This window comes from Streptomyces sp. NPDC059248 (genome assembly GCF_042753905.1).
Classification (GTDB): Bacteria; Actinomycetota; Actinomycetes; order Streptomycetales; family Streptomycetaceae; genus Streptomyces.
Genome location: NZ_JBHYZV010000016.1, coordinates 89791 through 111967, shown reverse-complemented (window position 1 = coordinate 111967; position 22177 = coordinate 89791). Strand labels below are relative to the sequence as shown.

Here is a 22177-nt window from a genome sequence, read left to right as displayed (position 1 = left end):
CCCCGTCAGGGAGGCCGGGCCCCGGTGCGTAACGCGTCGGGCCGGTCGGGCAGGTCGGGGTCAGCGGACGAAGACGCCCGCCTGGCCGGCCAGGTCGAGGAAGTACTGGGGGGCCACCCCCAGGACCACGGTGACCGCCACACCCACGCCGATCGCGCCGACCGTCAGACCCGAGGGGACCGCGACCGTGGGGCCGTCCGGCTTGGGCTCGCTGAAGAACATCAGCACGATCACCCGGATGTAGAAGAACGCCGCGATCGCGGAGGAGATCACACCGACCACCACCAGCGCCCCGGCCCCGCTCTCGGCCGCCGCCTTGAAGACGGCGAACTTGCCGGAGAATCCCGAGGTGAGGGGGATTCCGGCGAAGGCGAGCAGGAAGAGCGCGAAGACCGCGGCCACCAGGGGGGAGCGGCGGCCCAGACCGGCCCACTGGGAGAGGTGTGTGGCCTCGCCGCCCGCGTCGCGGACCAGGGTGACGACGGCGAACGCGCCCAGCGTCACGAACGAGTAGGCGCCCAGATAGAAGAGGACGGACGAGACGCCGTCCGGGGACACCGCGACCACACCGGCCATGATGAATCCGGCGTGGGCGATCGAGGAGTACGCCAGCAGCCGCTTGATATCGGTCTGGGTGATGGCGATGATCGCGCCCGCCAGCATGGTCAGGATCGCCACACCCCACAGCAGCGGCCGCCAGTCCCACTTGAGGCCCGGCAGCACCACGTACATCAGGCGCAGCAGGGCGCCGAACGCGGCCACCTTCGTCGCCGCCGCCATGAAGCCGGTGATGGGGGTCGGGGCGCCCTGGTAGACGTCCGGGGTCCACATATGGAACGGGACGGCGCCGACCTTGAACAGCAGGCCCATGAGGATCAGCGCCGAGCCGATGAGCAGCAGCGCGTCATTGCCCATGGTGTCGGCGAGCGCCGGGTCGATGGTGGCGATCGACCCGTCCACGACATCCGCGATCCGGGCGTACGAGACGGAGCCCGCGTACCCGTAGAGCAGGGCGATCCCGAAGAGCAGGAACGCCGACGAGAACGCCCCGAGCAGGAAGTACTTGACGGCCGCTTCCTGCGACATGAGCCGCTTGCGGCGGGCCAGCGCGCAGAGCAGATAGAGCGGGAGGGAGAAGACCTCCAGCGCGATGAAGAGCGTCAGCAGATCGTTGGCGGCCGGGAAGACCAGCAGGCCCGCGACCGCGAACAGGGCCAGCGGATAGACCTCGGTGGTGGTGAACCCGGCCCGGACCGCGGCCTTCTCGGCGTCGCTGCCGGGCACCGCCGCCGCCTGCGCGACGAAGGGGTCCACGGCGCCGCCATGGGTCTCGGGGTCGAGTCTGCGCTCGGCGAAGGTGAAGACCGCGACCAGGGAGACCAGCAGGATGGTGCCCTGGAGGAAGAGCGTCGGGCCGTCGATGGCGATCGCGCCCATCGCGGCGATGTTCACCTTCGAGGTGCCGTAGCCGCCCTCGGCGAGGCCGACGACGGCGGCGAAGGCGGCGACGAGCGCCACCGTCGCCAGGGCCACCTGGGCGTAGTACCGCGACTTGCGCGGCAGGAACGCCTCCAGCAGGAGGCCCACGACCGCCGCGCCGACGACGATGAGGACCGGGGCCAGCTGGCCGTATTCGATATCCGGTGCGTTGATCTTGTCGACCGGCTCGGCCGCCGTCGTCCACAGGGTGTGGACAGCTGTCGGGCTCATTTGGCCTCCACCTCCGGCCGGGGGTCCTTCTTCTGTACATCGGACAAGGTGTGCTCCACCGCCGGATCGACGATCTCCGTCAGCGGCTTGGGGTAGACCCCGAGGAGGAGCAGCAGGGCGATCAGCGGGGTGATCACCGCCAGTTCACGCGGCCGGAGGTCCGGCATGTTCTTGACCTCCTCCTTGACCGGTCCTGTCATCGTCCGCTGATAGAGGACGAGGACGTAGAGCGCGGCCAGCACGATGCCGGAGGTCGCGATGATCCCGGCGACCGGGTAGCGGGCGAAGGTGCCCACCAGGACGAGGAACTCGGAGACGAACGGCGCGAGCCCCGGCAGTGACAGGGTCGCGAGACCGCCGATCAGGAAGGTGCCGGCGAGTACCGGCGCCACCTTCTGCACTCCTCCGTAGTCCGCGATGAGCCGGGAGCCGCGCCTGGAGATCAGGAATCCGGCGACCAGCATCAGCGCGGCCGTCGAGATCCCGTGGTTGACCATGTAGAGCGTGGCGCCCGACTGGCCCTGGGAGGTCATCGCGAAGATGCCCAGGACGATAAAGCCGAAGTGCGAGATGGAGGCATAGGCCACCAGCCGTTTGATGTCGCGCTGGCCGACCGCGAGCAGCGCCCCGTAGACGATGCTGACCAGCGCCAGCACGATGATCACCGGGGTGGCCCACTGCGATGCCTCGGGGAAGAGCTGGAGGCAGAAGCGGAGCATCGCGAAGGTGCCGACCTTGTCGACCACCGCGGTGATCAGTACGGCGACCGGCGCGGTGGCCTCGCCCATCGCGTTGGGCAGCCAGGTGTGCAGCGGCCACAGCGGCGCCTTGATCGCGAAGGCGAAGAAGAAGCCGAGGAAGAGCAGCCGCTCGGTGTTGGTGGCCATGTCCAGCTCACCGCTGGCCCGTGCCGCGGCGATCTCGGTGAGCGAGAAGCTTCCGGCGACGACATAGAGGCCGATCACGGCGGCCAGCATGATCAGCCCGCCGACCAGGTTGTACAGCAGGAACTTGACCGCCGCGTACGACCGCTGGGCCGCCGCGTTCTCGTCGGTGCCCTGGTGCGCCCGGTCCCCGAAACCCCCGATGAGGAAGTACATCGGGATGAGCATGGCCTCGAAGAGGATGTAGAAGAGGAAGACGTCGGTGGCCATGAAGGAGAGGACCACCATCGCCTCGACCATCAGGATCAGCGCGAAGAACCCCTGGGTGGGCCGCCAGCGGGAGTTCCCCTTGCCCTGGGGGTCGGCGTCGTTCCAGCCGGCCAGGACGACGAACGGCACCAGCAGGGCGGTGAGCCCGACCATGGCGGCGCCGATGCCGTCGACGCCCAGTTCGTACCGGACGCCGAAGTCGGCGATCCACGCGTGGGACTCGGTGAGCTGGTAGCGCGCGCCGTCCGGTTCGAACCGGACGAGCACGACGGCCGCCAGGACCAGCGTGGCGAGGGAGAACAGCAGCGCCAGTGCTTTGGCTGCCTCCTTGCGCGCGGCGGGCACCGCCGCGGTGACGATCGCCCCGACTGCCGGGACCAGCGCCGTCGCCGTAAGGAGCGGGAAGGACATCGCAGTTACACCGCCCTCATCAGCAGGGTCGCGGCGATCAGCACCGCCGTACCTCCGAACATCGAGACGGCGTACGAGCGGACGTAGCCGTTCTGGAGCTTGCGCATCCGGCCGGAGAGTCCGCCGACCGTCGCCGCCGTGCCGTTGACCACGCCGTCCACCAGCGTGTGGTCGACGTAGACGAGGGAGCGGGTGAGGTGCTCGCCGCCGCGGACCAGGACCACATGGTTGAAGTCGTCCTGGAGGAGGTCGCGGCGGGCGGCCCGGGTGAGCAGGGAGCCGCGCGGCGCGGTGACCGGCACGGGCCGCCGTCCGTACATCCACCAGGCGATGGCGACACCGACCACCATCACGACGACGGTGGACGTGGTGACGGTGAGCGCGCTGACCGGCGGATTGCCGTGGCTCTCGCCGGTGACCGGGGCGAGCCAGTGCAGGAAGCGGTCGCCGATGCCGAAGAACCCGCCCGCGAAGACCGAGCCGAAGGCGAGCACGATCATGGGGATCGTCATGGTCTTCGGGGACTCGTGCGGATGCGGCAGCTCGCCCTTCTCGTCGGGCTGCCAGCGCTTCTCGCCGAAGAAGGTCAGCAGCATCACCCGGGTCATGTAGAACGCGGTGATCGCGGCGCCCAGCAGGGTGACCCCGCCGAGGATCCAGCCCTCGGTGCCGCCCTTGGCGAAGGCGGCCTCGATGATCATGTCCTTGGAGAAGAAGCCGGACAGGCCGGGGAAGCCGATGATGGCGAGATAGCCGAGGCCGAAGGTGACGAAGGTGACGGGCATGTACTTGCGCAGCCCGCCGTACTTGCGCATGTCGACCTCGTCGTTCATGCCGTGCATGACGGAGCCGGCGCCGAGGAACAGCCCGGCCTTGAAGAAGCCGTGCGTCACCAGGTGCATGATGGCGAAGACATAGCCGATCGGGCCCAGTCCGGCGGCGAGGATCATATAGCCGATCTGCGACATCGTGGACCCGGCGAGGGCCTTCTTGATGTCGTCCTTGGCGCAACCGACGATCGCACCGAACAGCAGCGTGACGGCGCCGACGATCACGACGACCAACTGGGCGTCCGGCGAGGCGTTGAAGATCGTGCCGGAGCGGACGATCAGATAGACCCCGGCGGTCACCATCGTGGCCGCGTGGATCAGGGCCGAGACGGGCGTCGGGCCCTCCATCGCGTCCCCGAGCCACGACTGCAGCGGCACCTGCGCCGACTTGCCGCAGGCGGCCAGCAGCAGCATCAGACCGATACCCGTCAGGGTCGCCGAACTCGCCTCGTCCGCCGACGCCAGCACCGGGGTGAAGGCGAAGGTGCCGAAGGTGGTGAACATCAGCATGATCGCGATGGAGAGGCCGATGTCACCGACCCGGTTGACCAGGAACGCCTTCTTGGCGGCGGTGGCGGCGCTGGGCTTGTGCTGCCAGAAGCCGATCAGGAGGTACGAGGCGAGGCCGACGCCCTCCCAGCCGAAGTACAGCAGCAGGTAGTTGTCGGCGAGCACCAGCAGCAGCATCGCCGCGAGGAACAGGTTCAGATAGCCGAAGAAGCGGCGGCGGCGCTCGTCGTGCTCCATATAACCGATGGAGTAGACATGGATCAGGGTGCCCACACCGGTGATCAGCAGGACGAACGTCATCGACAGCTGGTCGAGCTGGAAGGCGACGTCCGCCTGGAAGCCCTCCACGGGGATCCAGCTGAAGAGCTTCTGGTGGAGCAGCCGCTCGTCCGCGGGCTTGCCCACCATGTCGGCGAAGAGGACCGCGCCGACGGCGAAGGACGCGGCCGACAGGCCCGTACCGATCCAGTGTCCGGTCCGGTCCAGCCGCCGGCCGCCGCAGAGCAGGACCGCCGCTCCCAGCAGGGGCGCCGCGATGAGCAGCGCAATCAGGTTCTCCACGATTCAGCCCCTCACAGCTTCATCAGGCTGGCGTCGTCGACCGAGGCCGAGTGGCGGGAACGGAACAGCGACACGATGATCGCGAGCCCGACCACGACCTCGGCGGCGGCGACGACCATCGTGAAGAACGCGATGATCTGGCCGTCGAGATTGCCGTGCATCCGGGAGAACGCGACCAGCGCGAGATTGCAGGCGTTGAGCATCAGCTCGATGCACATGAACACCACGATGGCGTTCCGCCTGATGAGGACCCCGGCCGCGCCGATGGTGAACAGCAGGGCGGCGAGATAGAGGTAGTTGACCGGATTCACCGACTGGCCTCCTCTTCGTCCCGGTCCTGATCGCGTCCGGTCCCGCCCTCGGCGTCGGCCGTGTCCGCGCGTCCGGCGGTCGCGACATTCCCGGGCTCACGGCCGAGCCGCTCCTCGGAGCGCTGCTCCAGCGCCTTGAGGTCCTCCAGCGCCTGTGTGGAGACGTCGCGGATCTGGCCGCGCTCGCGCAGGGTGCCGCTGACGGACAGCTCGGACGGGGTGCCGTCGGGCAGCAGCGCGGCGATGTCCACCGCGTTGTGCCGGGCGTAGACACCGGGGGCGGGCAGCGGCGGCAGATGCTTGTTCTCGCGCACCCGCTCCTCCGACAGCTCGCGCTGCGTCTTGGCGCGCTCGATGCGCTCGCGGTGCGTGAGCACCATCGCGCCCACGGCCGCGGTGATCAGCAGGGCGCCGGTGATCTCGAAGGCGAAGACGTACTTGGTGAAGATGAGGGCCGCCAGGCCCTCCACATTGCCGCCGCGGGCGCTGTTGGCTGCGCCCAGGCCGTTGAACGTCTCCAGGGAGGCGTTGCCGATCCCGGCGATCAGCAGGGTGCCGAAGCCGAGTCCGCAGGCGGCGGCGAGCCAGCGCTGCCCCTTCAGGGTCTCCTTGAGGGAGTCGGCGGCGGTGACACCGACGAGCATCACCACGAAGAGGAACAGCATCATGATCGCACCGGTGTAGACCACGATCTGGACGACGCCCAGGAAGTACGCGCCGTTGGCCAGGTAGAACACCGCGAGGATGATCATGGTCCCGGCGAGGCAGAGCGCGCTGTGCACGGCCCGCCGCATCAGGATCGTGCAGAGCGCTCCGATCACCGCGACGGTGCCGAGGATCCAGAACTGGACCGCCTCACCCGTCGATGTGGTGCTCGCGGCCAGGGCGGCGAGACCGGCGGGGTCGAGCCCGGTCGGCTGCGGGCCGGTCATGCGTCCACCTCCTCGCCCTTCTCCCCCTTGGAGACGGCGATCTGACGGACCGTGCCGGGCGCGGCCTCGGTGACCTGCCCCCGGTAGTAGTCGCCCTCGTCCGTGCCGGGGAAGAGATCGTGCGGCGCTTCGACCATGCCCTCGGTGAGCCCGGCGAGGAGCTGCTCCTTGGTGTAGATGAGGTTCTCGCGGGAGCTGTCGGCCAGCTCGAACTCGTTGGTCATCGTCAGCGCCCGGGTGGGGCAGGCCTCGATGCAGAGTCCGCAGAGGATGCAGCGGGCGTAGTTGATCTGATACACCCGGCCGTACCGCTCACCGGGCGAGTACCGCTCCTCCTCCGTGTTGTCCGCGCCCTCCACATAGATGGCGTCGGCGGGACAGGCCCAGGCGCACAGCTCGCAGCCGACGCACTTCTCCAGGCCGTCCGGATGGCGGTTCAGCTGGTGCCGGCCGTGGAAGCGCGGCGCCGTGACCTTCTGCTGCTCCGGATACTGCTCGGTCAGCCGCTTCTTGAACATGGCCTTGAAGGTCACACCGAACCCGGCCACCGGGTTGAGGAGCTTGTCCTCCGACCCCGACACCGAGCCCGTCCCCGGACCCGTTCCCGGACCCGGTTGCGACTCCGGCCCCGCCCCCGAGCCCGTTCCCGGAGACTCCGCAGCGCCGCGAGCGCGCTGCACGTCCCGCGAACTCTCCGCTCGCTCAGACACCGTCGGCCTCCTTTCCGTCACGCGAGGGTCCGCCTTCCGAACCGTCACTCACAGTATTGACGCCACCACTGACAATCAGCTCCCGCTCCCGCCTCGGCCGCCTGCGCGGCACCGGGGGCAGCGTCTGGCCGGGCAGCGGCGGTACCGGATATCCGCCCGCCATCGGGTCGAACTCCACGGGTGGCCGCTCGGCCTCCTCGGCCTCGGCCCGCCGTTCCCGCCCGCCGCGGAACATGTCGGCGACAAAGGTGAGCAGCAGGATCGCGAGGATCGGACCGCCCAGATAGAGCAGGATCTGCTGGAAGTCGTACTCCTCGTTCCGCAGCGCCCGCACGGTGGCGACCAGCATCAGCCAGACCACCGATACCGGGATGAGGACCTTCCAGCCCAGCTTCATCAGCTGGTCGTAACGGACCCGCGGCAGGGTGCCGCGCAGCCAGATGAAGAAGAACAGCAGCAGCTGCACCTTGAGGACGAACCAGAGCAGCGGCCACCAGCCGTGGTTCGCGCCCTCCCAGAACGTGGAGATCGGGTACGGGGCGCGCCAGCCGCCGAGGAAGAGGGTGACGGACACGGCGGAGACGGTGACCATGTTGACGTACTCCGCCAGCATGAACATCGCGAACTTGATCGAGCTGTACTCGGTGTTGAAGCCGCCGACGAGGTCGCCCTCGGACTCCGGCATGTCGAACGGCGCCCGGTTGGTCTCGCCGACCATCGTGACGACGTAGATGATGAAGGAGACCGGCAGCAGGACGATGAACCAGCGGTCGGCCTGCGCGTCGACGATCGCCGAGGTCGACATCGACCCCGAGTAGAGGAAGACGGAGGCGAAGGCCGCGCCCATCGCGATCTCGTACGAGATCATCTGCGCACAGGAGCGGAGCCCGCCGAGCAGCGGATACGTGGACCCGGACGACCAGCCGGCGAGCACGATGCCGTAGACCCCGACCGACGCGATGGCCAGCACGTACAGCATGGCGATCGGCAGGTCGGTCAGCTGCATCGTGGTCCGCTGCCCGAAGATCGAGACCTCGTTGCCCGAGGGCCCGAAGGGGATGACCGCGATCGCCATGAACGCCGGAATGGCGGCGATGACCGGGGCGAGGACGTAGACGACCTTGTCCGCCCGTTTGACGATGACGTCTTCCTTCAGCATCAGCTTGATGCCGTCGGCGAGCGACTGGAGCATGCCCCAGGGTCCGTGCCGGTTGGGCCCGATGCGCAGCTGCATCCAGGCGACGACCTTGCGCTCCCAGACGATGGAGAACAGCACCGTCACCATCAGGAAGGCGAAGCAGAACACGGCCTTGATGAGGATGAGCCACCAGGGGTCGCGGCCGAACATCGACAGGTCCTCGGCGGCGAGGACGTTCAGCGTCTGGCCGGTCATGAGCGCACCTCCGGGGTGTCCGACGCCGCCGCGGCGGGACCGATCCGGACCGGCCGGCCCGGCAGCGCCCCGGTGTCGGACGCGACGCCGCCGCCGGTGGAGTTCAGCGGCAGCCACACCACCCCGTCGGGCATCTCGGTCACCAGGAGCGGCAGGGTGACCGTCCCGGCGGGTCCGGTGACGGCCAGTTCGTCGCCGTCCTCGACCCCGGTGCCGGCGGCGGTGGCCGCCGAGAGCCGGGCGACGGCGGCGTGCCGGGTGCCCGCCAGCGCGTCGTCGCCCTGCTGGAGCAGGCCCTGGTCGAGCAGGAGCCGGTGTCCGGCGAGTACGGCCTCGCCGTCGCCGATCCTCGGTACCGGCCGGGAGGTCTCCATGGGGTCCCCGGCGCGCGGGCCGGTCCACGACCCGAGCCGGTCCATCTCCCGCCGTACCGCGATGAGATCCGGCAGGGCGAAGTGGACGTCCATCGCGTCGGCGAGCATGTGCAGCACCCGGGCGTCACCGGGGGCGAGCGTCCGGGTCATCTGCTCCGGCTTCAGCGCCGCCTCGAACATCCGGGCCCGGCCCTCCCAGTTGAGGAAGGTGCCCGACTTCTCGGCGACGGCGGCGACCGGGAGGACGACATCGGCGCGCGCGGTGACCTCGGTGGGCCGCAGCTCCAGGGAGACCAGGAACCCGACGGCGTCCAGCGCCGCGCGGGCCCGCGCCGGGTCGGGCAGGTCCGCGACCTCGACCCCGCCGACGACGAGGGCGGCGAGTTCGCCGGTGGCTGCGGCCTCGACGATCTGACCGGTGTCGCGGCCGTAGCCGTGCGGGAGTTCCCGTACGCGCCAGGCCTCGGCGGTCTCCTCACGGGCCCGCGGGTCGGTCGCCGGGCGGCCGCCGGGCAGCAGCGACGGGATCGCGCCCGCCTCGACGGCGCCCCGCTCACCGGCCCTGCGGGGGATCCACACCAGCGTCGCGCCGGTGGCGGTCGCGGTCCTGACGGCGGCGGTCAGGCCGCCGGGCACGCCCGCGAGCCGCTCGCCGACGACGATCAGCGCGCCTTCGCGGCGGAGGTCGTCGGCGGCCCTGGTGCCGTCGCCGTCGAGTCCCGTGGTGCCGCCGAGCGCGTCCAGCCACGCGGTCTCGGTGCCCGGCGCGGCGGGCAGCAGTGTGCCGCCCGCCTTCGTCAGTCCGCGGGTGGCGTGGGTGGCCAGGGAGTAGGTCCGCTGTCCGCGGGTGCGGTGGGCCTTGCGCAGCCGCAGGAAGACCCCGGGGGCCTCCTCCTCGGACTCGAAGCCGACGAGGAGGACGGCGGGCGCCTTCTCCAGGGCCGCGTAGGTGGTTCCGCCGCCGTCGACGTCCCGGCCGCGGCCCGCGACCCGGGCGGCCAGGAAGTCGGCCTCCTCGGACGAGTGGACCCGGGCCCGGAAGTCGACGTCGTTGGTGTCGAGGGCGACCCGGGCGAACTTGGCGTAGGCGTACGCGTCCTCGACGGTCGTCCGGCCGCCGGCCAGGACCCCGGCCCGGCCGCGGGCGGCGGTGAGCCCCTCGGCGGCGGCGGCCAGCGCCTCCGGCCAGCTCGCGGGCCGCAGTTCACCGTCGTCGCCGCGGACCAGGGGGCTGGTCAGCCGGTCGGGCCGCTGGGCGTAACGGAAGCCGAACCGCCCCTTGTCGCAGATCCACTCCTCGTTGACCTCGGGCTCGTCGGCGGCGAGCCGCCGCATGACCTTGCCGCGCCGGTGGTCGGTCCGGGTGGCGCAGCCGCCCGCGCAGTGCTCGCAGACGCTCGGCGACGACACCAGGTCGAAGGGGCGGGAGCGGAAGCGGTACGCGGCCGATGTCAGCGCGCCGACCGGGCAGATCTGGATGGTGTTGCCGGAGAAGTACGACTCGAAGGGGTCGCCCTCGCCGGTGCCGACCTGCTGGAGGGCGCCCCGTTCGATCAGCTCGATCATGGGGTCGCCGGCGATCTGGTTGGAGAAGCGGGTACAGCGGGCGCACAGGACGCACCGCTCGCGGTCGAGCAGGACCTGGGTGGAGATCGCGACCGGCTTCTCGTACGTCCGCTTCCGGCCCTCGAACCGGGATTCGGCGTCGCCGTGGGACATGGCCTGGTTCTGGAGCGGGCATTCGCCGCCCTTGTCGCAGACCGGGCAGTCCAGCGGATGGTTGATCAGCAGCAGCTCCATCACGCCCTTCTGCGCCTTCTCGGCGACGGGCGAGCTGAGCTGCGATTTGACGACCATGCCGTCGGTGCAGGTGATGGTGCAGGACGCCATCGGCTTGCGCTGGCCCTCGACCTCGACGATGCACTGGCGGCAGGCGCCGGCCGGGTCGAGGAGGGGGTGGTCGCAGAACCGGGGGATCTCGATCCCGAGGAGTTCGGCGGCCCGGATGACCAGGGTGCCCTTGGGCACGCTGATCTCGGAGCCGTCGATGGTCAGCGTGACGAGGTCCTCGGGCGGTACCGGTGCCTGGTCGCCCCCGGAGGGAGCGCTGGTGGTCACCGTCATGCGTTCACCTCCGTGGTGGTGGGGTTCCGGTCGGCCCAGGCGGTCGACCGGGCGGGGTCGAAGGGGCAGCCTCGGCCGTCGAGGTGGCGCTCGTACTCCTCGCGGAAGTACTGGAGCGACGAGAAGATCGGGGCCGCGGCGCCGTCGCCGAGGGCGCAGAAGGACTTGCCGTTGATGTTGTCGGCGATGTCGTTCAGCTTGTCGAGGTCGGAGGCGGTGCCGTCGCCGTTCTCGATGTCGCGCATCAGCTGGACCAGCCAGTACGTGCCCTCGCGGCAGGGGGTGCACTTGCCGCAGGACTCATGGGCGTAGAACTCGGTCCAGCGGGTGACGGCGCGGACGACGCAGGTGGTCTCGTCGAAGCACTGGAGCGCCTTGGTGCCCAGCATGGAACCGGCGGCTCCGACGCCCTCGTAGTCGAGGGGTACGTCGAGATGGGCGTCGGTCAGCATCGGGGTGGAGGAGCCGCCGGGGGTCCAGAACTTCAGCCGGTGGCCGGGGCGCATCCCGCCGCTCATGTCGAGGAGCTGGCGCAGGGTGATACCGAGCGGCGCCTCGTACTGGCCGGGGTTGGCGACATGGCCGCTGAGGGAGTAGAGCGTGAAGCCCGCGGACTTCTCGGTGCCCATCGAACGGAACCAGTCCTTGCCCCGGTTGACGATCGCGGGAACCGAGGCGATGGACTCGACGTTATTGACGACAGTGGGGCACGCGTACAGACCGGCGACCGCGGGGAAGGGGGGTCGCAGCCGGGGCTGGCCGCGCCGTCCTTCCAGCGAGTCCAGCAGGGCGGTCTCCTCGCCGCAGATGTACGCGCCGGCGCCCGCGTGCACGGTGATGTCGAGGTCGAGACCGCTGCCCAGGACGTCCTTGCCGAGGTAGCCCGCTTCGTACGCCTCCCGTACCGCCTCGTGGAGCCGGCGCAGGACCGGGACGACCTCGCCGCGGAGGTAGATGAAGGCGTGGTTCGAGCGGATCGCGTACGAGGCGATGATCATGCCCTCGATGAGGGAGTGCGGGTTGGCGAAGAGGAGCGGGATGTCCTTGCAGGTCCCGGGCTCCGACTCGTCGGCGTTGACCACGAGGTAGTGGGGCTTGCCGTCGCCCTGCGGAATGAACTGCCACTTCATCCCGGTGGGGAAGCCGGCGCCGCCGCGGCCGCGCAGTCCCGAGTCCTTGACGTAGGCGATGAGGTCGTCGGGAGCCATCGCGAGGGCCTTGCGCAACCCCTCGTAGCCCTCGTGCCGCCGGTAGGTCTCCAGCGTCCAGGAGCGGGGGTCGTCCCAGAAGGCGGAGAGTACGGGCGCGAGCAGCTTCTCCGGCGCGTCGCCGCCGGATCCGGTTCCGGTGTCTCCGTAGTCGGTGGACACGGTCATCACTCCCCCTCCTCGGTGGCCGGTCCGGCGGTGGGGTGCGCCGGGCCGGGGGCGGACGGGTCCTGGCCGGGACGCGGGGAGACCACCTTGGGCGGCAGTCCCTCGCCCTTGGCGAGCCGCAGTCCGATCACGGACGCGGGCCCGGCGCCGCCGCTCGCGTCGACGGCTCCGGGACGCTCGTCGGGGAATCCGGCGAGGATCCGGGCGGTCTCCTTGAAGGTGCACAGCGGGGCGCCGCGGGTGGGTTCGACGGTCCGCCCGGCGCGCAGGTCGTCGACGAGACGCTTGGCGGACTCGGGGGTCTGGTTGTCGAAGAACTCCCAGTTGACCATCACCACCGGGGCGAAGTCGCAGGCCGCGTTGCACTCGATGTGCTCCAGCGTGACCGCGCCGTCCTCGGTGGTCTCGTTGTTGCCGACCCCGAGGTGCTCCTGGAGGGTCTCGAAGATGGCGTCGCCGCCCATCACCGCGCAGAGCGTGTTGGTGCAGACCCCGACCTGGTAGTCGCCGGACGGCTTGCGCCGGTACATGGAGTAGAAGGTGGCGACCGCGGTGACCTCGGCGGTGGTGAGGCCGAGGACGTCGGCGCAGAACCGCATCCCCGTCCTGGTGACATGGCCCTCCTCGGACTGCACCAGGTGGAGCATGGGCAGCAGGGCCGAGCGGGAGTCCGGATAGCGGGCGACGATCTCCTCGGCGTCCGTCTCCAGCCGGGTGCGGACCTCGGCCGGGTAGTCGGGTGCGGGGAGTTGGGGCATCCCGAGCTGCACCCCCGGGTTCGACGACTGGGCCGTCATCGGTCGACGCCTCCCATCACGGGGTCGATGGACGCGACGGCGACGATGACGTCGGCGATCTGGCCGCCCTCGCACATCGCCGCCATGGACTGAAGGTTGGTGAAGGACGGGTCGCGGAAGTGGACCCGGTAGGGGCGGGTGCCGCCGTCGGAGACGACATGCGCTCCGAGTTCGCCCTTGGGGGACTCGACGGCCGCGTACACCTGTCCCGGCGGGACCCGGAAACCCTCGGTGACCAGCTTGAAGTGGTGGATCAGGGCCTCCATGGAGGTGCCCATGATCTTCCTGATGTGGTCGAGGGAGTTGCCGAGACCGTCGGGGCCGAGGGCGAGCTGGGCGGGCCAGGCGATCTTCTTGTCGGCGACCATCACCGGCCCCGGCGCGAGCCGGTCGATGCACTGCTCGATGATCCGCAGGGACTGGCGCATCTCCTCCAGACGGATCAGGAACCGGCCGTACGAGTCGCAGGTGTCGGCGGTCGGCACGTCGAACTCGTAGGTCTCGTAGCCGCAGTACGGGTCGGTCTTGCGCAGGTCGTGGGCGAGGCCCGCGGCGCGCAGGATCGGTCCGGTGGCGCCCAGCGCCATACAGCCGGTGAGGTCGAGATAGCCGATGTCCCGCATCCGGGCCTTGAAGATGGGGTTGCCGGTGGCGAGCGCGTCGTACTCCGGCAGGTTCTTCTTCATGGTCCGGACGAACTCGCGGAGCTGGTCGACCGCGCCGGGCGGCAGGTCCTGGGCGAGTCCGCCGGGGCGGATGAAGGCGTGGTTCATCCGCAGCCCGGTGATCAGCTCGTACAGATCCAGGATGAGTTCGCGGTCCCGGAAGCCGTAGATCATGATCGTGGTGGCGCCCAGCTCCATCCCGCCGGTGGCGATGCACACCAGATGGGAGGAGAGCCGGTTCAACTCCATCAGCAAGACGCGGATGACGTCGGCCCGCTCCGGGATCTGGTCCTCGATGCCGAGCAGCTTCTCGACCGCCAGACAGTACGCCGCCTCGTTGAAGAACGGCGTCAGATAGTCCATGCGGGTCACGAAGGTGGTGCCCTGCGTCCAGTTCCGGTATTCGAGGTTCTTCTCGATCCCGGTATGGAGGTAGCCGATTCCGCACCGGGCCTCGGTGACGGTCTCGCCGTCGATCTCCAGGATCAGCCGGAGCACCCCGTGGGTGGAGGGGTGCTGCGGGCCCATGTTGACGACGATCCGCTCGTCGTCGGCCTTGGCCGCCGTCTCGACGATCTCGTCCCAGTCGCCGCCGGTGACCGTGTAGACGGGTCCCTCGGTGGTCTCGCGCGCGGCGGCGGAGCCGGGCGCGGACGGTGAGGATGTGCTCACGAGTACGACCTCCGCTGGTCAGGAGCCGGGATCTGGGCGCCCTTGTACTCGACGGGGATACCGCCGAGCGGATAGTCCTTGCGCTGCGGATAGCCCTGCCAGTCGTCCGGCATCATGATCCGGGCGAGGGCGGGGTGACCGTCGAAGACCAGGCCGAAGAAGTCGTAGGTCTCGCGCTCGTGCCAGTCGTTCGTCGGATAGACGGCGACCAGGGACGGGACATGCGGATCGGCGTCCGGGGCCGATACCTCGACCCGGATCAGCCGGCCGTGGGTGAGCGACCGCAGATGGTAGACGGCGTGCAGCTCACGCCCCTTGTCGTCGGGGTAGTGGACGCCGCTCACCCCCGTACACAGCTCGAACCGCAGGGCGGGGTCGTCGCGCAGGGTGCGGGCGACGGCGAGGAGATGCTCCCGGGCGATGTGGAAGGTCAGCTCGTCCCGGTCGACGATCGTCTTCTCGATCGCGTGCTCGGGGACGATGCCCTGCTCCTCCAGGGCGCCTTCGAGTTCGTCGGCGACCTCGTCGAACCAGCCGCCGTACGGGCGGGTCGCCGGACCCGGCAGCCGTACGGAGCGGACCAGTCCGCCGTAACCGGAGGTGTCACCGCCGTTGTTGGCGCCGAACATGCCGCGCTGGACGCGGATCTCCTCGCCGTGCTCGCCGCGCTGTCCGGGAAGGTTCTGCTCGCTCAGTTCCTTCTCGGGATTGGGTACGTCACTCACCGCGTCACCTCTTGAGCTTCTCCGCCCGCACGGCTCAGAGGTGCGGGCATCGCTGTCGTCTGCGGCCCGGCGGCCGTACGTGCGTCGCTCACCTCAGAAGACCCTTCATCTCAATCGTCGGCAGCGCCTTCAGCGCCGCCTCCTCCGCCTCGCGGGCCGCTTCCTCAGCGTTGACCCCGAGCTTGGAGGTCTGGATCTTCTGGTGGAGCTTGAGGATCGCGTCCAGCAGCATCTCGGGGCGCGGCGGGCAGCCGGGCAGGTAGATGTCCACGGGGACGATGTGGTCGACGCCCTGCACGATGGCGTAGTTGTTGAACATTCCGCCCGACGAGGCGCAGACGCCCATGGAGATGACCCACTTGGGGTTGGGCATCTGGTCGTAGACCTGCCGCAGTACGGGGGCCATCTTCTGGCTGACCCGGCCCGCCACGATCATCAGATCGGCCTGGCGGGGCGAGCCCCGGAAGACCTCCATACCGAACCGCGCGAGGTCGTAGCGCCCCGCGCCGGTCGTCATCATCTCGATGGCGCAGCAGGCCAGTCCGAAGGTGGCCGGGAAGACGGACGACTTGCGCACCCACCCCGCGGCCTGCTCGACGGTGGTCAGCAGAAAGCCGCTCGGCAACTTTTCTTCGAGTCCCATAGGTGCCCCTCAGCCCCTAGTCCCATTCCAGGCCGCCGCGACGCCACACATAGGCGTAGGCGACGAAGACGGTGAGCACGAAGAGCAGCATCTCGACGAGACCGAAGAGTCCGAGGGCGTCGAAGCTGACGGCCCAGGGATAGAGGAAGACGATCTCGATGTCGAAGATGATGAAGAGCATCGCCGTCAGGTAGTACTTGATCGGAAAGCGCCCGCCGCCGGCCGGCGTGGGAGTGGGCTCGATGCCGCACTCGTACGCTTCGAGCTTCGCCCGGTTGTACCGCTTGGGGCCGATCAACGTGGCCATGACCACGGAGAAGATCGCAAACCCTGCCCCAAGGGCGCCGAGTACAAGGATGGGCACATACGCGTTCACCCTCCTCGCTCCTTCCAGTCGTCGCTGACCGTGGACCGCGCCGGGCCGTTCCGCTGCTGGCCGCCTCGAAGATCGCGCACATGTGAGGCAGTTCACAAGCCCGGCTGCCCCGCATCTTATGCCCGCCGGTCTGTGATCTGCGACACGGGGTCGAGCATCGCCTTTGTGATCTCCACCACCCGCAGGACGATCATGCGCCGCACAAAGGAACGATCTTCATACGGGGTGCGTCCATCGGATCACCCGGCGTGATGCCGGTTGGTGTTTACGCTGGTCGGAGCGGGACTCCTCTATCAAGGCGATGGCCATTCGGGCAAATTGGCGATGGGCCGCTTCGGGTGATAAAAGGCGCCACAACGCGACATCGCCTCACCCGTGCGGGGAGCGCCCCAAACGCAGCCGGACGACCCGGATCCACCGAAGAGCGCCACCCCGCACCACCGCTTCACGACCACCCCCCGCTCACGCCGGACGGGATCCGCTCCGATACGGTGGGTGACGCGCGACACCCTTGAGGCGTCAGGTGACGCGCACGCGTGCGCGAGTTCACGAACTTCTGTCGGTAAATCCGGATCAGGAGGCTCCGTGTCCGGAAACGCACCCCCACACCCCGCACTCATGTGACGTGCGTCACAGCCTGCGAGGTGGCGAAAAGCGGGGCTTGGCCATCGGGATACCCGGGTGGTAGGCGTTCGGCAATTCGGACTTTTTATAGAAACCACATGCTCACGACCGTGATCATGAATGTCCGGATTGCCCGCTACGGCGTCAATAAAGGCCCGTCAGAAGCGGATTGACGGATTCCAGTCGTAACTGTGGCGCAACCCACGTTTCTTGATGGCGACTATGTACGACTGATAACGGTGTACCCATGCCCCACACCGCTCACATACCCAGCCACCGGAAGCCCCGCCAGCGCAGCTCCTCCAACCTCGCGCTCCGGGCGGGGGTTGCCGGTGGCGTCCTCAGCACCATCGCAGTGGCCGGTGCGGCCGGGCCGGCCAGCGCCGACCCCGTAACCGAGACCATTGAGATGCCCGCGTTCGACGCGGCCTCGTCCATCTCCCATGTCGTCGCGAAGTCCGCGGCCAACTCCCAGCAGGTCACGCTGGACCAGCAGTTGCAGGAGACCGAGAACGCGTCGGCCGACAAGGCCTCCAAGGCCGCGAAGAAGGCGAAGGCGGAGGCCCTGCGCACCGCCGAGGTCAAGCGCGCCGAGGCGAAGAAGCGCGCCGCCGACCGCGAGCGGGCCTCCCGCGACGCCGCCCGGACGACCCTCGCGTCGGCCAAGGCCACCAAGAAGGCCCCGTCGTCCTCGTCCTCCTCCTCGGGGTCCGTGGCTACCGTCATCAACTTCCTCAAGGCCCAGGTCGGCGACGCCTACGTCCTCGGCGCCACCGGACCCAACTCCTGGGACTGCTCCAGCCTGGTGCGGGCCGCCTTCCGCCAGGTCAACATCGAGCTGCCGCGGGTCTCCCAGGACCAGTCGCGCGCCGGGACCGAGGTGGGCACCAGTAACCTCAAGGTCGGCGACATCCTCTACTGGGGTGCCAAGGGCAACGCGTACCACACCGGTGTCTACATCGGTGACGGCAAGTACCTGGACGCGGCGAACTCCCGCAAGGGCGTCGTCATCCAGGACCTGTCCGGCTACCCGGCGACCGGCGCGGTCCGGGTGCTCTGACCCGGCCGTCCCCACGGACACGCCGAGGGCCGCGGCTCCCCCGCTCGGGGGTGGAGCCGCGGCCCTCGCACGTCCGCGCGCCGGTACCGCGGTCGTACGGTGCTTCAGCGCCGGGGGCTTCAGTGCCGGATGTTTCAGTGCGCGGAGAGGCCGCCGTCCACGAAGACCGACTGTCCGGTGATGTACGCCGAAGCGTCACTCGCCAGGAACACCGCCGCGCCCGCGAAGTCGTCCGCGAGACCGTTGCGGCCGACCATGGTCCGGCCCGCGAGTCCGGCGACCTTCGCGGGATCGTCGGCGAGACGGGCGTTGAGCGGTGTCAGCACCACACCGGGGACGAGGGTGTTGACGGTGACGCCGTACGGGGACCACGCCTCGGCCTGCGACCGGGCCAGCGACTCAAGGCCGCCCTTGGAGACCCCGTAGGCGCCGCTCTGCACGAACGCCCGGTGCGCCTGCTGCGAGGTGATGTGGATGATCCGGCCGTGGCCCCGCCGCGCCATCCCGGGGCCGAAGCTCTGCCCCAGGAGGAACGGCGCCACCAGATTGACCGCCATCGTGGTGTCCCAGACCTCTTCGGTGATGTCGCCCATCGGCGGACGGAGGTTGATCCCGGCCGCGTTGACGAGGATGTCCGGCTCGCCGAAGAAGGCGGCGGCCTCGTCCGCCGCGCGCCGTACCGCCGCCCGGCCGCCGAGGTCGGCGCTCACCCGGGCCGCCCGGTGTCCTTCGGCGGTCAGCCCCGCGACGGTGGCGTCCAGTTCGGCCTCCCGGCGCGCCACGATCACGACCCGCGCCCCGGCCCGGGCGAGCGCCTCCGCGATGGCCCGCCCGATCCCGGAACTGCCGCCGGTGACGACGGCGGTACGCCCGTCGAGGGAGAACAGCCCGGCGAGATAGCGCGCCACGCCCACCGGAACGGCGCCCGGGCCGGAGTCGCGCCCGGCGCCGGAGCCCGGCCCGGAGCCCGGCCCGGAGGAAGCGGAGGCGGTGGTTTCGGGGCTCATCCCGCCACCCTACGCACCGCCGCGCGACCGCCCGCCGCAGCCCGCGCCGGTCGTCATGCCCTCGGTGTGCGCAGTATCTCGGTCAGGGCCGAGACGCTCTGCTCGGACCTGCCGTCGGCGACCGCGCGGCGGATCAGCTCCTGAAGGGGTTCCAGCCAGCCGGTGTCGAGCCCGGACTCCTCGGCCTGGCGCGTCTCGTCGCCCATACCGTCGGCGAAGACCCCGATCGAGGAGAACGGCCGGTCGTAGTCGCCCCGGTCGATCTCGTCGGCGAGCGCCGGGAGGATGGAGGCGATCATCTCCAGCCACTTCACACTGAACGGCACCATCGAGGCCGCCGTCCGGCCGCGGCCGGTCATCAGCGCCGCGCCGTGGAAGAAGCCCACGAGCGCGGGGAGCAGGGTGGCGCCGACGGCCATCTCGTAGAAGGCGGCGAGGTCGGGCTCCTCGCCCAGGTGGACGGTGTCGCCGCCGAGGGCGCGCAGCACGGGCGCGCAGGTATCGAAGACCGTACGGTCCCCGGCGTAGACGAGCTGGGTGTCCTCGGCGCCCACGGCCTGCGGCACGTTCTTCACGGCGCCGTCGAGGAAGGCGGCGCCGAGCCCTTCGGCCCAGGCCGCGGTCTCCCGCGCGCCCTGCGGGGAGCCGCTGTTGAGGGTGACGAGGGTACGGCCCCGGAGCGCCGCCCCGGCCGGTCCGAGTGCGGAGCGGGTGGTGTCGTACGTGGAGAGGCAGGCGATCACCAGGGGGCTCGCGGCCACCGCGGCCCCGACCGACGGGGCGTGGACGGCGCCCAGTTCGACCAGGGGCGCGGCCTTGGCGGCGCCGCGGTTCCAGACGGTGGTGGGGTGTCCGGCGGCGACGAGGGCCGCGGCGAGTGCGCTGCCCATGGAGCCGAGGCCGATGACGGTGACCGGAAGGGGGGTGGAGATGTGCGCGGGCATACGGAAGGGACTCCTACCAGGAAAAGGGGAGTAATCGGGAGAGAGGAAGAGGCGAGTAAGGGGCCCGGCCGGCCTTTCCCTCATCCTGGAGGCTCGTCCCGGTCGAGACAAGTACCGACAATTCTGTCGGGTACGCACACTTCTGTCAGTGGCCGTACGGGGAACGGAGCAGTCGGGAAGCATGAAGAAGCGCAGCTACACCTGTGGTCTGGACGCGGCCATCGACATCATGGGCGGCAAATGGAAGGGGCTGATCCTGTTCTCCCTGGGCTCCGGGCCGCTGCGGTTCGGGCAGTTGCGGCGGGAGACCGAGGGGATCAGTGAGCGGATTCTGACGCTTCAGCTCCGTGAGATGGAGAGCTGTGGACTCGTACACCGGGAGGAGTTCCCGGAGATCCCGCCGAAGGTGGAGTACTCCCTCACGGAATTCGGCCACTCCCTCAACCGCGCCATGGCGCCGCTCGGCGAGTGGGGCGAGGAGAACATGGCGCGGATCGAGGCCGTCCGGCGGGGCGCGCCGAGCTGAGCGCACCCCGCCGTATGCCCCTGCTTGTCCCGTGCGCTCCCCGGTTCGGGTGGTTCGCCCGGTCCGTTCGGTCCGTCCCGGCCCGTGATGGGTAGACCAGCGGTCCGACCGTCGTCAGTCACACCCGTCGAGAGGTGACCGCCGTGCGTGCCCTGCCCAGCTTTCCGGAGATCAACGACGATCTCGCCGCCGCCTGGTGCCACACCCCGTGGACCGCCACCGATATGAGTTACGACGGGGACTCGTACCACGGGGTGTTCGACGTCGATCTCGCGTCGGACCTCAGCGACCGGGCGCCGTTCCGGCCGGTCCTGCACGGTTCGATCCTGGCCCAGATCGTCTCGTACCACACCCTCGCGTCCATGCTGTACGCCTACACCAACGACCATGTCCCGGCCCTGGCGACGCTGCCCAAGGTGGGGCTGCCCGAGGCCAGGAAGCGGATCCTCGTCACCTCGATGAAGCTGTCACTGCGGCGCGAGGTGGCCCAGACCCGGATCCCGGTCCGGCTCAGCATCGAGCGGATCACCGACAAGTGGGACAGCCACCGGATGGCGTTCGCGGCGGTCTCCGTGGACGTCGCCGGCGGGCGGCAGACGGCGGAGCTGGAGGGCTGCTTCAACTTCCGGGACCAGATCGAGGGCTGAGCCCCGGCCCGGCCGCCCCGGCACATCGGGGTCGAGAGGCAAGGGCGAGGGTCAGGGCGCCGACCGCTCCAACTCCGCGCGCAGCCGCCCGTAGACCGGCGCCAGCCGCTCCAGGCCGGCCGTCAGCGCGTCGTCGTCCTCGGCGACGACCGGCCGCTGGAGCGCGCCGATCAGCCGGGCCTGCTCCCGGGCGACGGCGGCGGCTTCCGGCAGGCCGATCCGGCTGAGGCAGTCGGCCGCGTCGGAGGCCCGGCGCGCTCCGACGCGTACCGCGAAGTGCCCCAGCAGCCCCCGGACCTCCGGGTCGAGGCCCGCCTTCACCAGGGCGGCGAACCCCTCGATCCCGGCCGCCCCGCCGAGGGTGCCCGGCGGGACCGGCAGATCGTCCCGGCCGCCGAGCCAGCCCTTCGCGAGCGGCAGCCCGTCCCGCAGCGCCCGCTCGTCGGTCACCGCGCGTTCCCGGACGAAGGAGGCACGCATCACGAACGGCGCCTCCGTGTAGGTGATCTCCTCGGCCCGCCACGCCTCCAGGAACGCGGGGGCCTCCAGCGTCGCGTAGGGATGCCCCTGCGGATCGTGCAGCAGTACGGTGCCGTCGGCCGCGACGTCCAGCACCACGACGTAGTGGTCGCCCGCCCCGCGCGCCGGGACGCCGGGCCGGTACAGCAGCAGCCCGATGTCGACGGGCCCCACCAGGACCGGCCCGCGCGCCGCCGCCGACCGCAGCCGCTCCAGCGCCTCCTCGTCCGTACCGCCGGACGTCCGGTCGCAGGACAGCCCGAGCAGTCCGACGGCCTGGTCGACGCCGATCTCGGGATCCCAGGCGTACGGGTCGAACAGCGGGAGCTTCCCGGCGATCAGCTGGAACCCGAAGGCCGCACCGGTGAGGGTCTCCACGACGGCCGGCGACGGCAGCGGAACGGGCCCGGCCGCCGTCGCGCTCATGATCAGCGAATGGGTGTAGCAGTACGGGCCGGAGCCCGCGTACGAGGGGAACTGCGGTGACAAGACCGGACCTCTTTCTCGGACGAGTCGGGGTGTGGACGGCTTCAGTCCACGCCCTGACACGGTGAGAAGGTCAACGCCGGGCCGGTG

At 70.0% G+C, this 22177-nt stretch carries 20 protein-coding genes; 3 read left to right on the top strand and 17 right to left on the bottom strand.

The genetic code is table 11. From position 1 onward, the window contains the following. Positions 1 to 60 precede the first annotated feature (60 nt). The 14 genes from nuoN to ACFXG1_RS09645 all read right to left on the bottom strand — a co-directional run bounded on the left by nuoN (position 61) and on the right by ACFXG1_RS09645 (position 16274). Positions 61 to 1710, bottom strand: a complete 1650-nt coding sequence (gene nuoN / locus ACFXG1_RS09710; protein WP_384741914.1) for an NADH-quinone oxidoreductase subunit NuoN — start codon at positions 1708 to 1710, stop codon at positions 61 to 63. Continuing rightward, positions 1707 to 3275, bottom strand: a complete 1569-nt coding sequence (locus tag ACFXG1_RS09705; protein ID WP_384712384.1) for an NADH-quinone oxidoreductase subunit M — start codon at positions 3273 to 3275, stop codon at positions 1707 to 1709. The genes nuoN and ACFXG1_RS09705 overlap by 4 nt, the downstream gene beginning before the upstream one ends. 5 nt (positions 3276 to 3280) lie before the next feature. Continuing rightward, complete coding sequence (gene nuoL, locus ACFXG1_RS09700; protein WP_384712381.1) at positions 3281 to 5176, bottom strand: NADH-quinone oxidoreductase subunit L; 1896 nt, start codon at positions 5174 to 5176, stop codon at positions 3281 to 3283. A gap of 11 nt (positions 5177 to 5187) precedes the next feature. After that, entirely contained in the window at positions 5188 to 5487 is a 300-nt protein-coding gene (gene nuoK, locus ACFXG1_RS09695) for an NADH-quinone oxidoreductase subunit NuoK (RefSeq protein ID WP_093661653.1), read from the bottom strand. Then, a complete protein-coding gene (locus ACFXG1_RS09690; RefSeq protein ID WP_384712378.1) occupies positions 5484 to 6419 on the bottom strand; it encodes an NADH-quinone oxidoreductase subunit J in 936 nt (311 codons plus the stop codon). The genes nuoK and ACFXG1_RS09690 overlap by 4 nt, the downstream gene beginning before the upstream one ends. Then, positions 6416 to 7000, bottom strand: coding sequence for an NADH-quinone oxidoreductase subunit NuoI (nuoI, locus tag ACFXG1_RS09685; protein ID WP_384712375.1), 585 nt, complete (start codon positions 6998 to 7000; stop codon positions 6416 to 6418). The genes ACFXG1_RS09690 and nuoI overlap by 4 nt, the downstream gene beginning before the upstream one ends. A gap of 121 nt (positions 7001 to 7121) precedes the next feature. Next, positions 7122 to 8522 (bottom strand): NADH-quinone oxidoreductase subunit NuoH, encoded by a 1401-nt coding sequence (nuoH, locus tag ACFXG1_RS09680; protein WP_384712372.1) that lies wholly within the window; start codon positions 8520 to 8522, stop codon positions 7122 to 7124. Continuing rightward, positions 8519 to 11020, bottom strand: a complete 2502-nt coding sequence (locus ACFXG1_RS09675; RefSeq protein ID WP_384741911.1) for an NADH-quinone oxidoreductase subunit G — start codon at positions 11018 to 11020, stop codon at positions 8519 to 8521. The genes nuoH and ACFXG1_RS09675 overlap by 4 nt, the downstream gene beginning before the upstream one ends. Continuing rightward, positions 11017 to 12396: an NADH-quinone oxidoreductase subunit NuoF gene (gene nuoF, locus ACFXG1_RS09670; RefSeq protein ID WP_384709904.1), complete on the bottom strand. Its 1380-nt coding sequence runs from the start codon at positions 12394 to 12396 to the stop codon at positions 11017 to 11019. Before nuoF ends, ACFXG1_RS09675 begins: the two co-directional genes overlap by 4 nt. Then, positions 12396 to 13193 (bottom strand): NADH-quinone oxidoreductase subunit NuoE, encoded by a 798-nt coding sequence (gene nuoE / locus ACFXG1_RS09665; RefSeq protein ID WP_384709907.1) that lies wholly within the window; start codon positions 13191 to 13193, stop codon positions 12396 to 12398. Before nuoE ends, nuoF begins: the two co-directional genes overlap by 1 nt. Continuing rightward, on the bottom strand, positions 13190 to 14530 hold the full coding sequence (locus tag ACFXG1_RS09660) for an NADH-quinone oxidoreductase subunit D (RefSeq protein WP_384709910.1): 1341 nt from the start codon (positions 14528 to 14530) through the stop codon (positions 13190 to 13192). The genes nuoE and ACFXG1_RS09660 overlap by 4 nt, the downstream gene beginning before the upstream one ends. Then, positions 14527 to 15255 (bottom strand): NADH-quinone oxidoreductase subunit C, encoded by a 729-nt coding sequence (locus ACFXG1_RS09655; RefSeq protein WP_384709913.1) that lies wholly within the window; start codon positions 15253 to 15255, stop codon positions 14527 to 14529. Before ACFXG1_RS09655 ends, ACFXG1_RS09660 begins: the two co-directional genes overlap by 4 nt. An 88-nt stretch (positions 15256 to 15343) precedes the next feature. After that, positions 15344 to 15898 carry an NADH-quinone oxidoreductase subunit B family protein gene (locus tag ACFXG1_RS09650; protein ID WP_264246297.1) on the bottom strand — a complete coding sequence of 185 codons (555 nt, stop codon included), beginning with the start codon at positions 15896 to 15898 and terminating at the stop codon, positions 15344 to 15346. A 16-nt stretch (positions 15899 to 15914) separates the two neighbouring features. Beyond that, the gene (locus tag ACFXG1_RS09645) at positions 15915 to 16274 is read right to left on the bottom strand and encodes an NADH-quinone oxidoreductase subunit A (RefSeq protein WP_006347346.1); all 360 of its coding nucleotides are present in this window, start codon (positions 16272 to 16274) and stop codon (positions 15915 to 15917) included. An 871-nt stretch (positions 16275 to 17145) separates the two neighbouring features. On the opposite strand from ACFXG1_RS09645, the gene ACFXG1_RS09640 reads away from it, so the two are divergent. Next, positions 17146 to 17958 carry a C40 family peptidase gene (locus ACFXG1_RS09640; protein ID WP_384709918.1) on the top strand — a complete coding sequence of 271 codons (813 nt, stop codon included), beginning with the start codon at positions 17146 to 17148 and terminating at the stop codon, positions 17956 to 17958. 134 nt (positions 17959 to 18092) lie between these two features. On the opposite strand, the gene ACFXG1_RS09635 is transcribed toward ACFXG1_RS09640, so the two are convergent. Continuing rightward, a complete protein-coding gene (locus tag ACFXG1_RS09635; protein WP_384709921.1) occupies positions 18093 to 18965 on the bottom strand; it encodes an SDR family NAD(P)-dependent oxidoreductase in 873 nt (290 codons plus the stop codon). 53 nt (positions 18966 to 19018) lie between these two features. Then, on the bottom strand, positions 19019 to 19909 hold the full coding sequence (locus ACFXG1_RS09630; protein WP_384709924.1) for an NAD(P)-dependent oxidoreductase: 891 nt from the start codon (positions 19907 to 19909) through the stop codon (positions 19019 to 19021). Positions 19910 to 20090: 181 nt separating this feature from the next. Here ACFXG1_RS09630 and ACFXG1_RS09625 point away from each other — a divergent pair, with 181 nt between their 5' ends. Both ACFXG1_RS09625 and ACFXG1_RS09620 read left to right on the top strand, forming a co-directional pair. Then, positions 20091 to 20435 carry a winged helix-turn-helix transcriptional regulator gene (locus ACFXG1_RS09625; RefSeq protein ID WP_384709952.1) on the top strand — a complete coding sequence of 115 codons (345 nt, stop codon included), beginning with the start codon at positions 20091 to 20093 and terminating at the stop codon, positions 20433 to 20435. 143 nt (positions 20436 to 20578) lie between these two features. After that, on the top strand, positions 20579 to 21082 hold the full coding sequence (locus tag ACFXG1_RS09620) for a hypothetical protein (protein WP_384709927.1): 504 nt from the start codon (positions 20579 to 20581) through the stop codon (positions 21080 to 21082). Positions 21083 to 21133: 51 nt separating this feature from the next. Here ACFXG1_RS09620 and ACFXG1_RS09615 read toward each other — a convergent pair whose 3' ends face one another. Next, positions 21134 to 22090: a hypothetical protein gene (locus ACFXG1_RS09615; protein ID WP_384709930.1), complete on the bottom strand. Its 957-nt coding sequence runs from the start codon at positions 22088 to 22090 to the stop codon at positions 21134 to 21136. Positions 22091 to 22177: the final 87 nt, after the last annotated feature.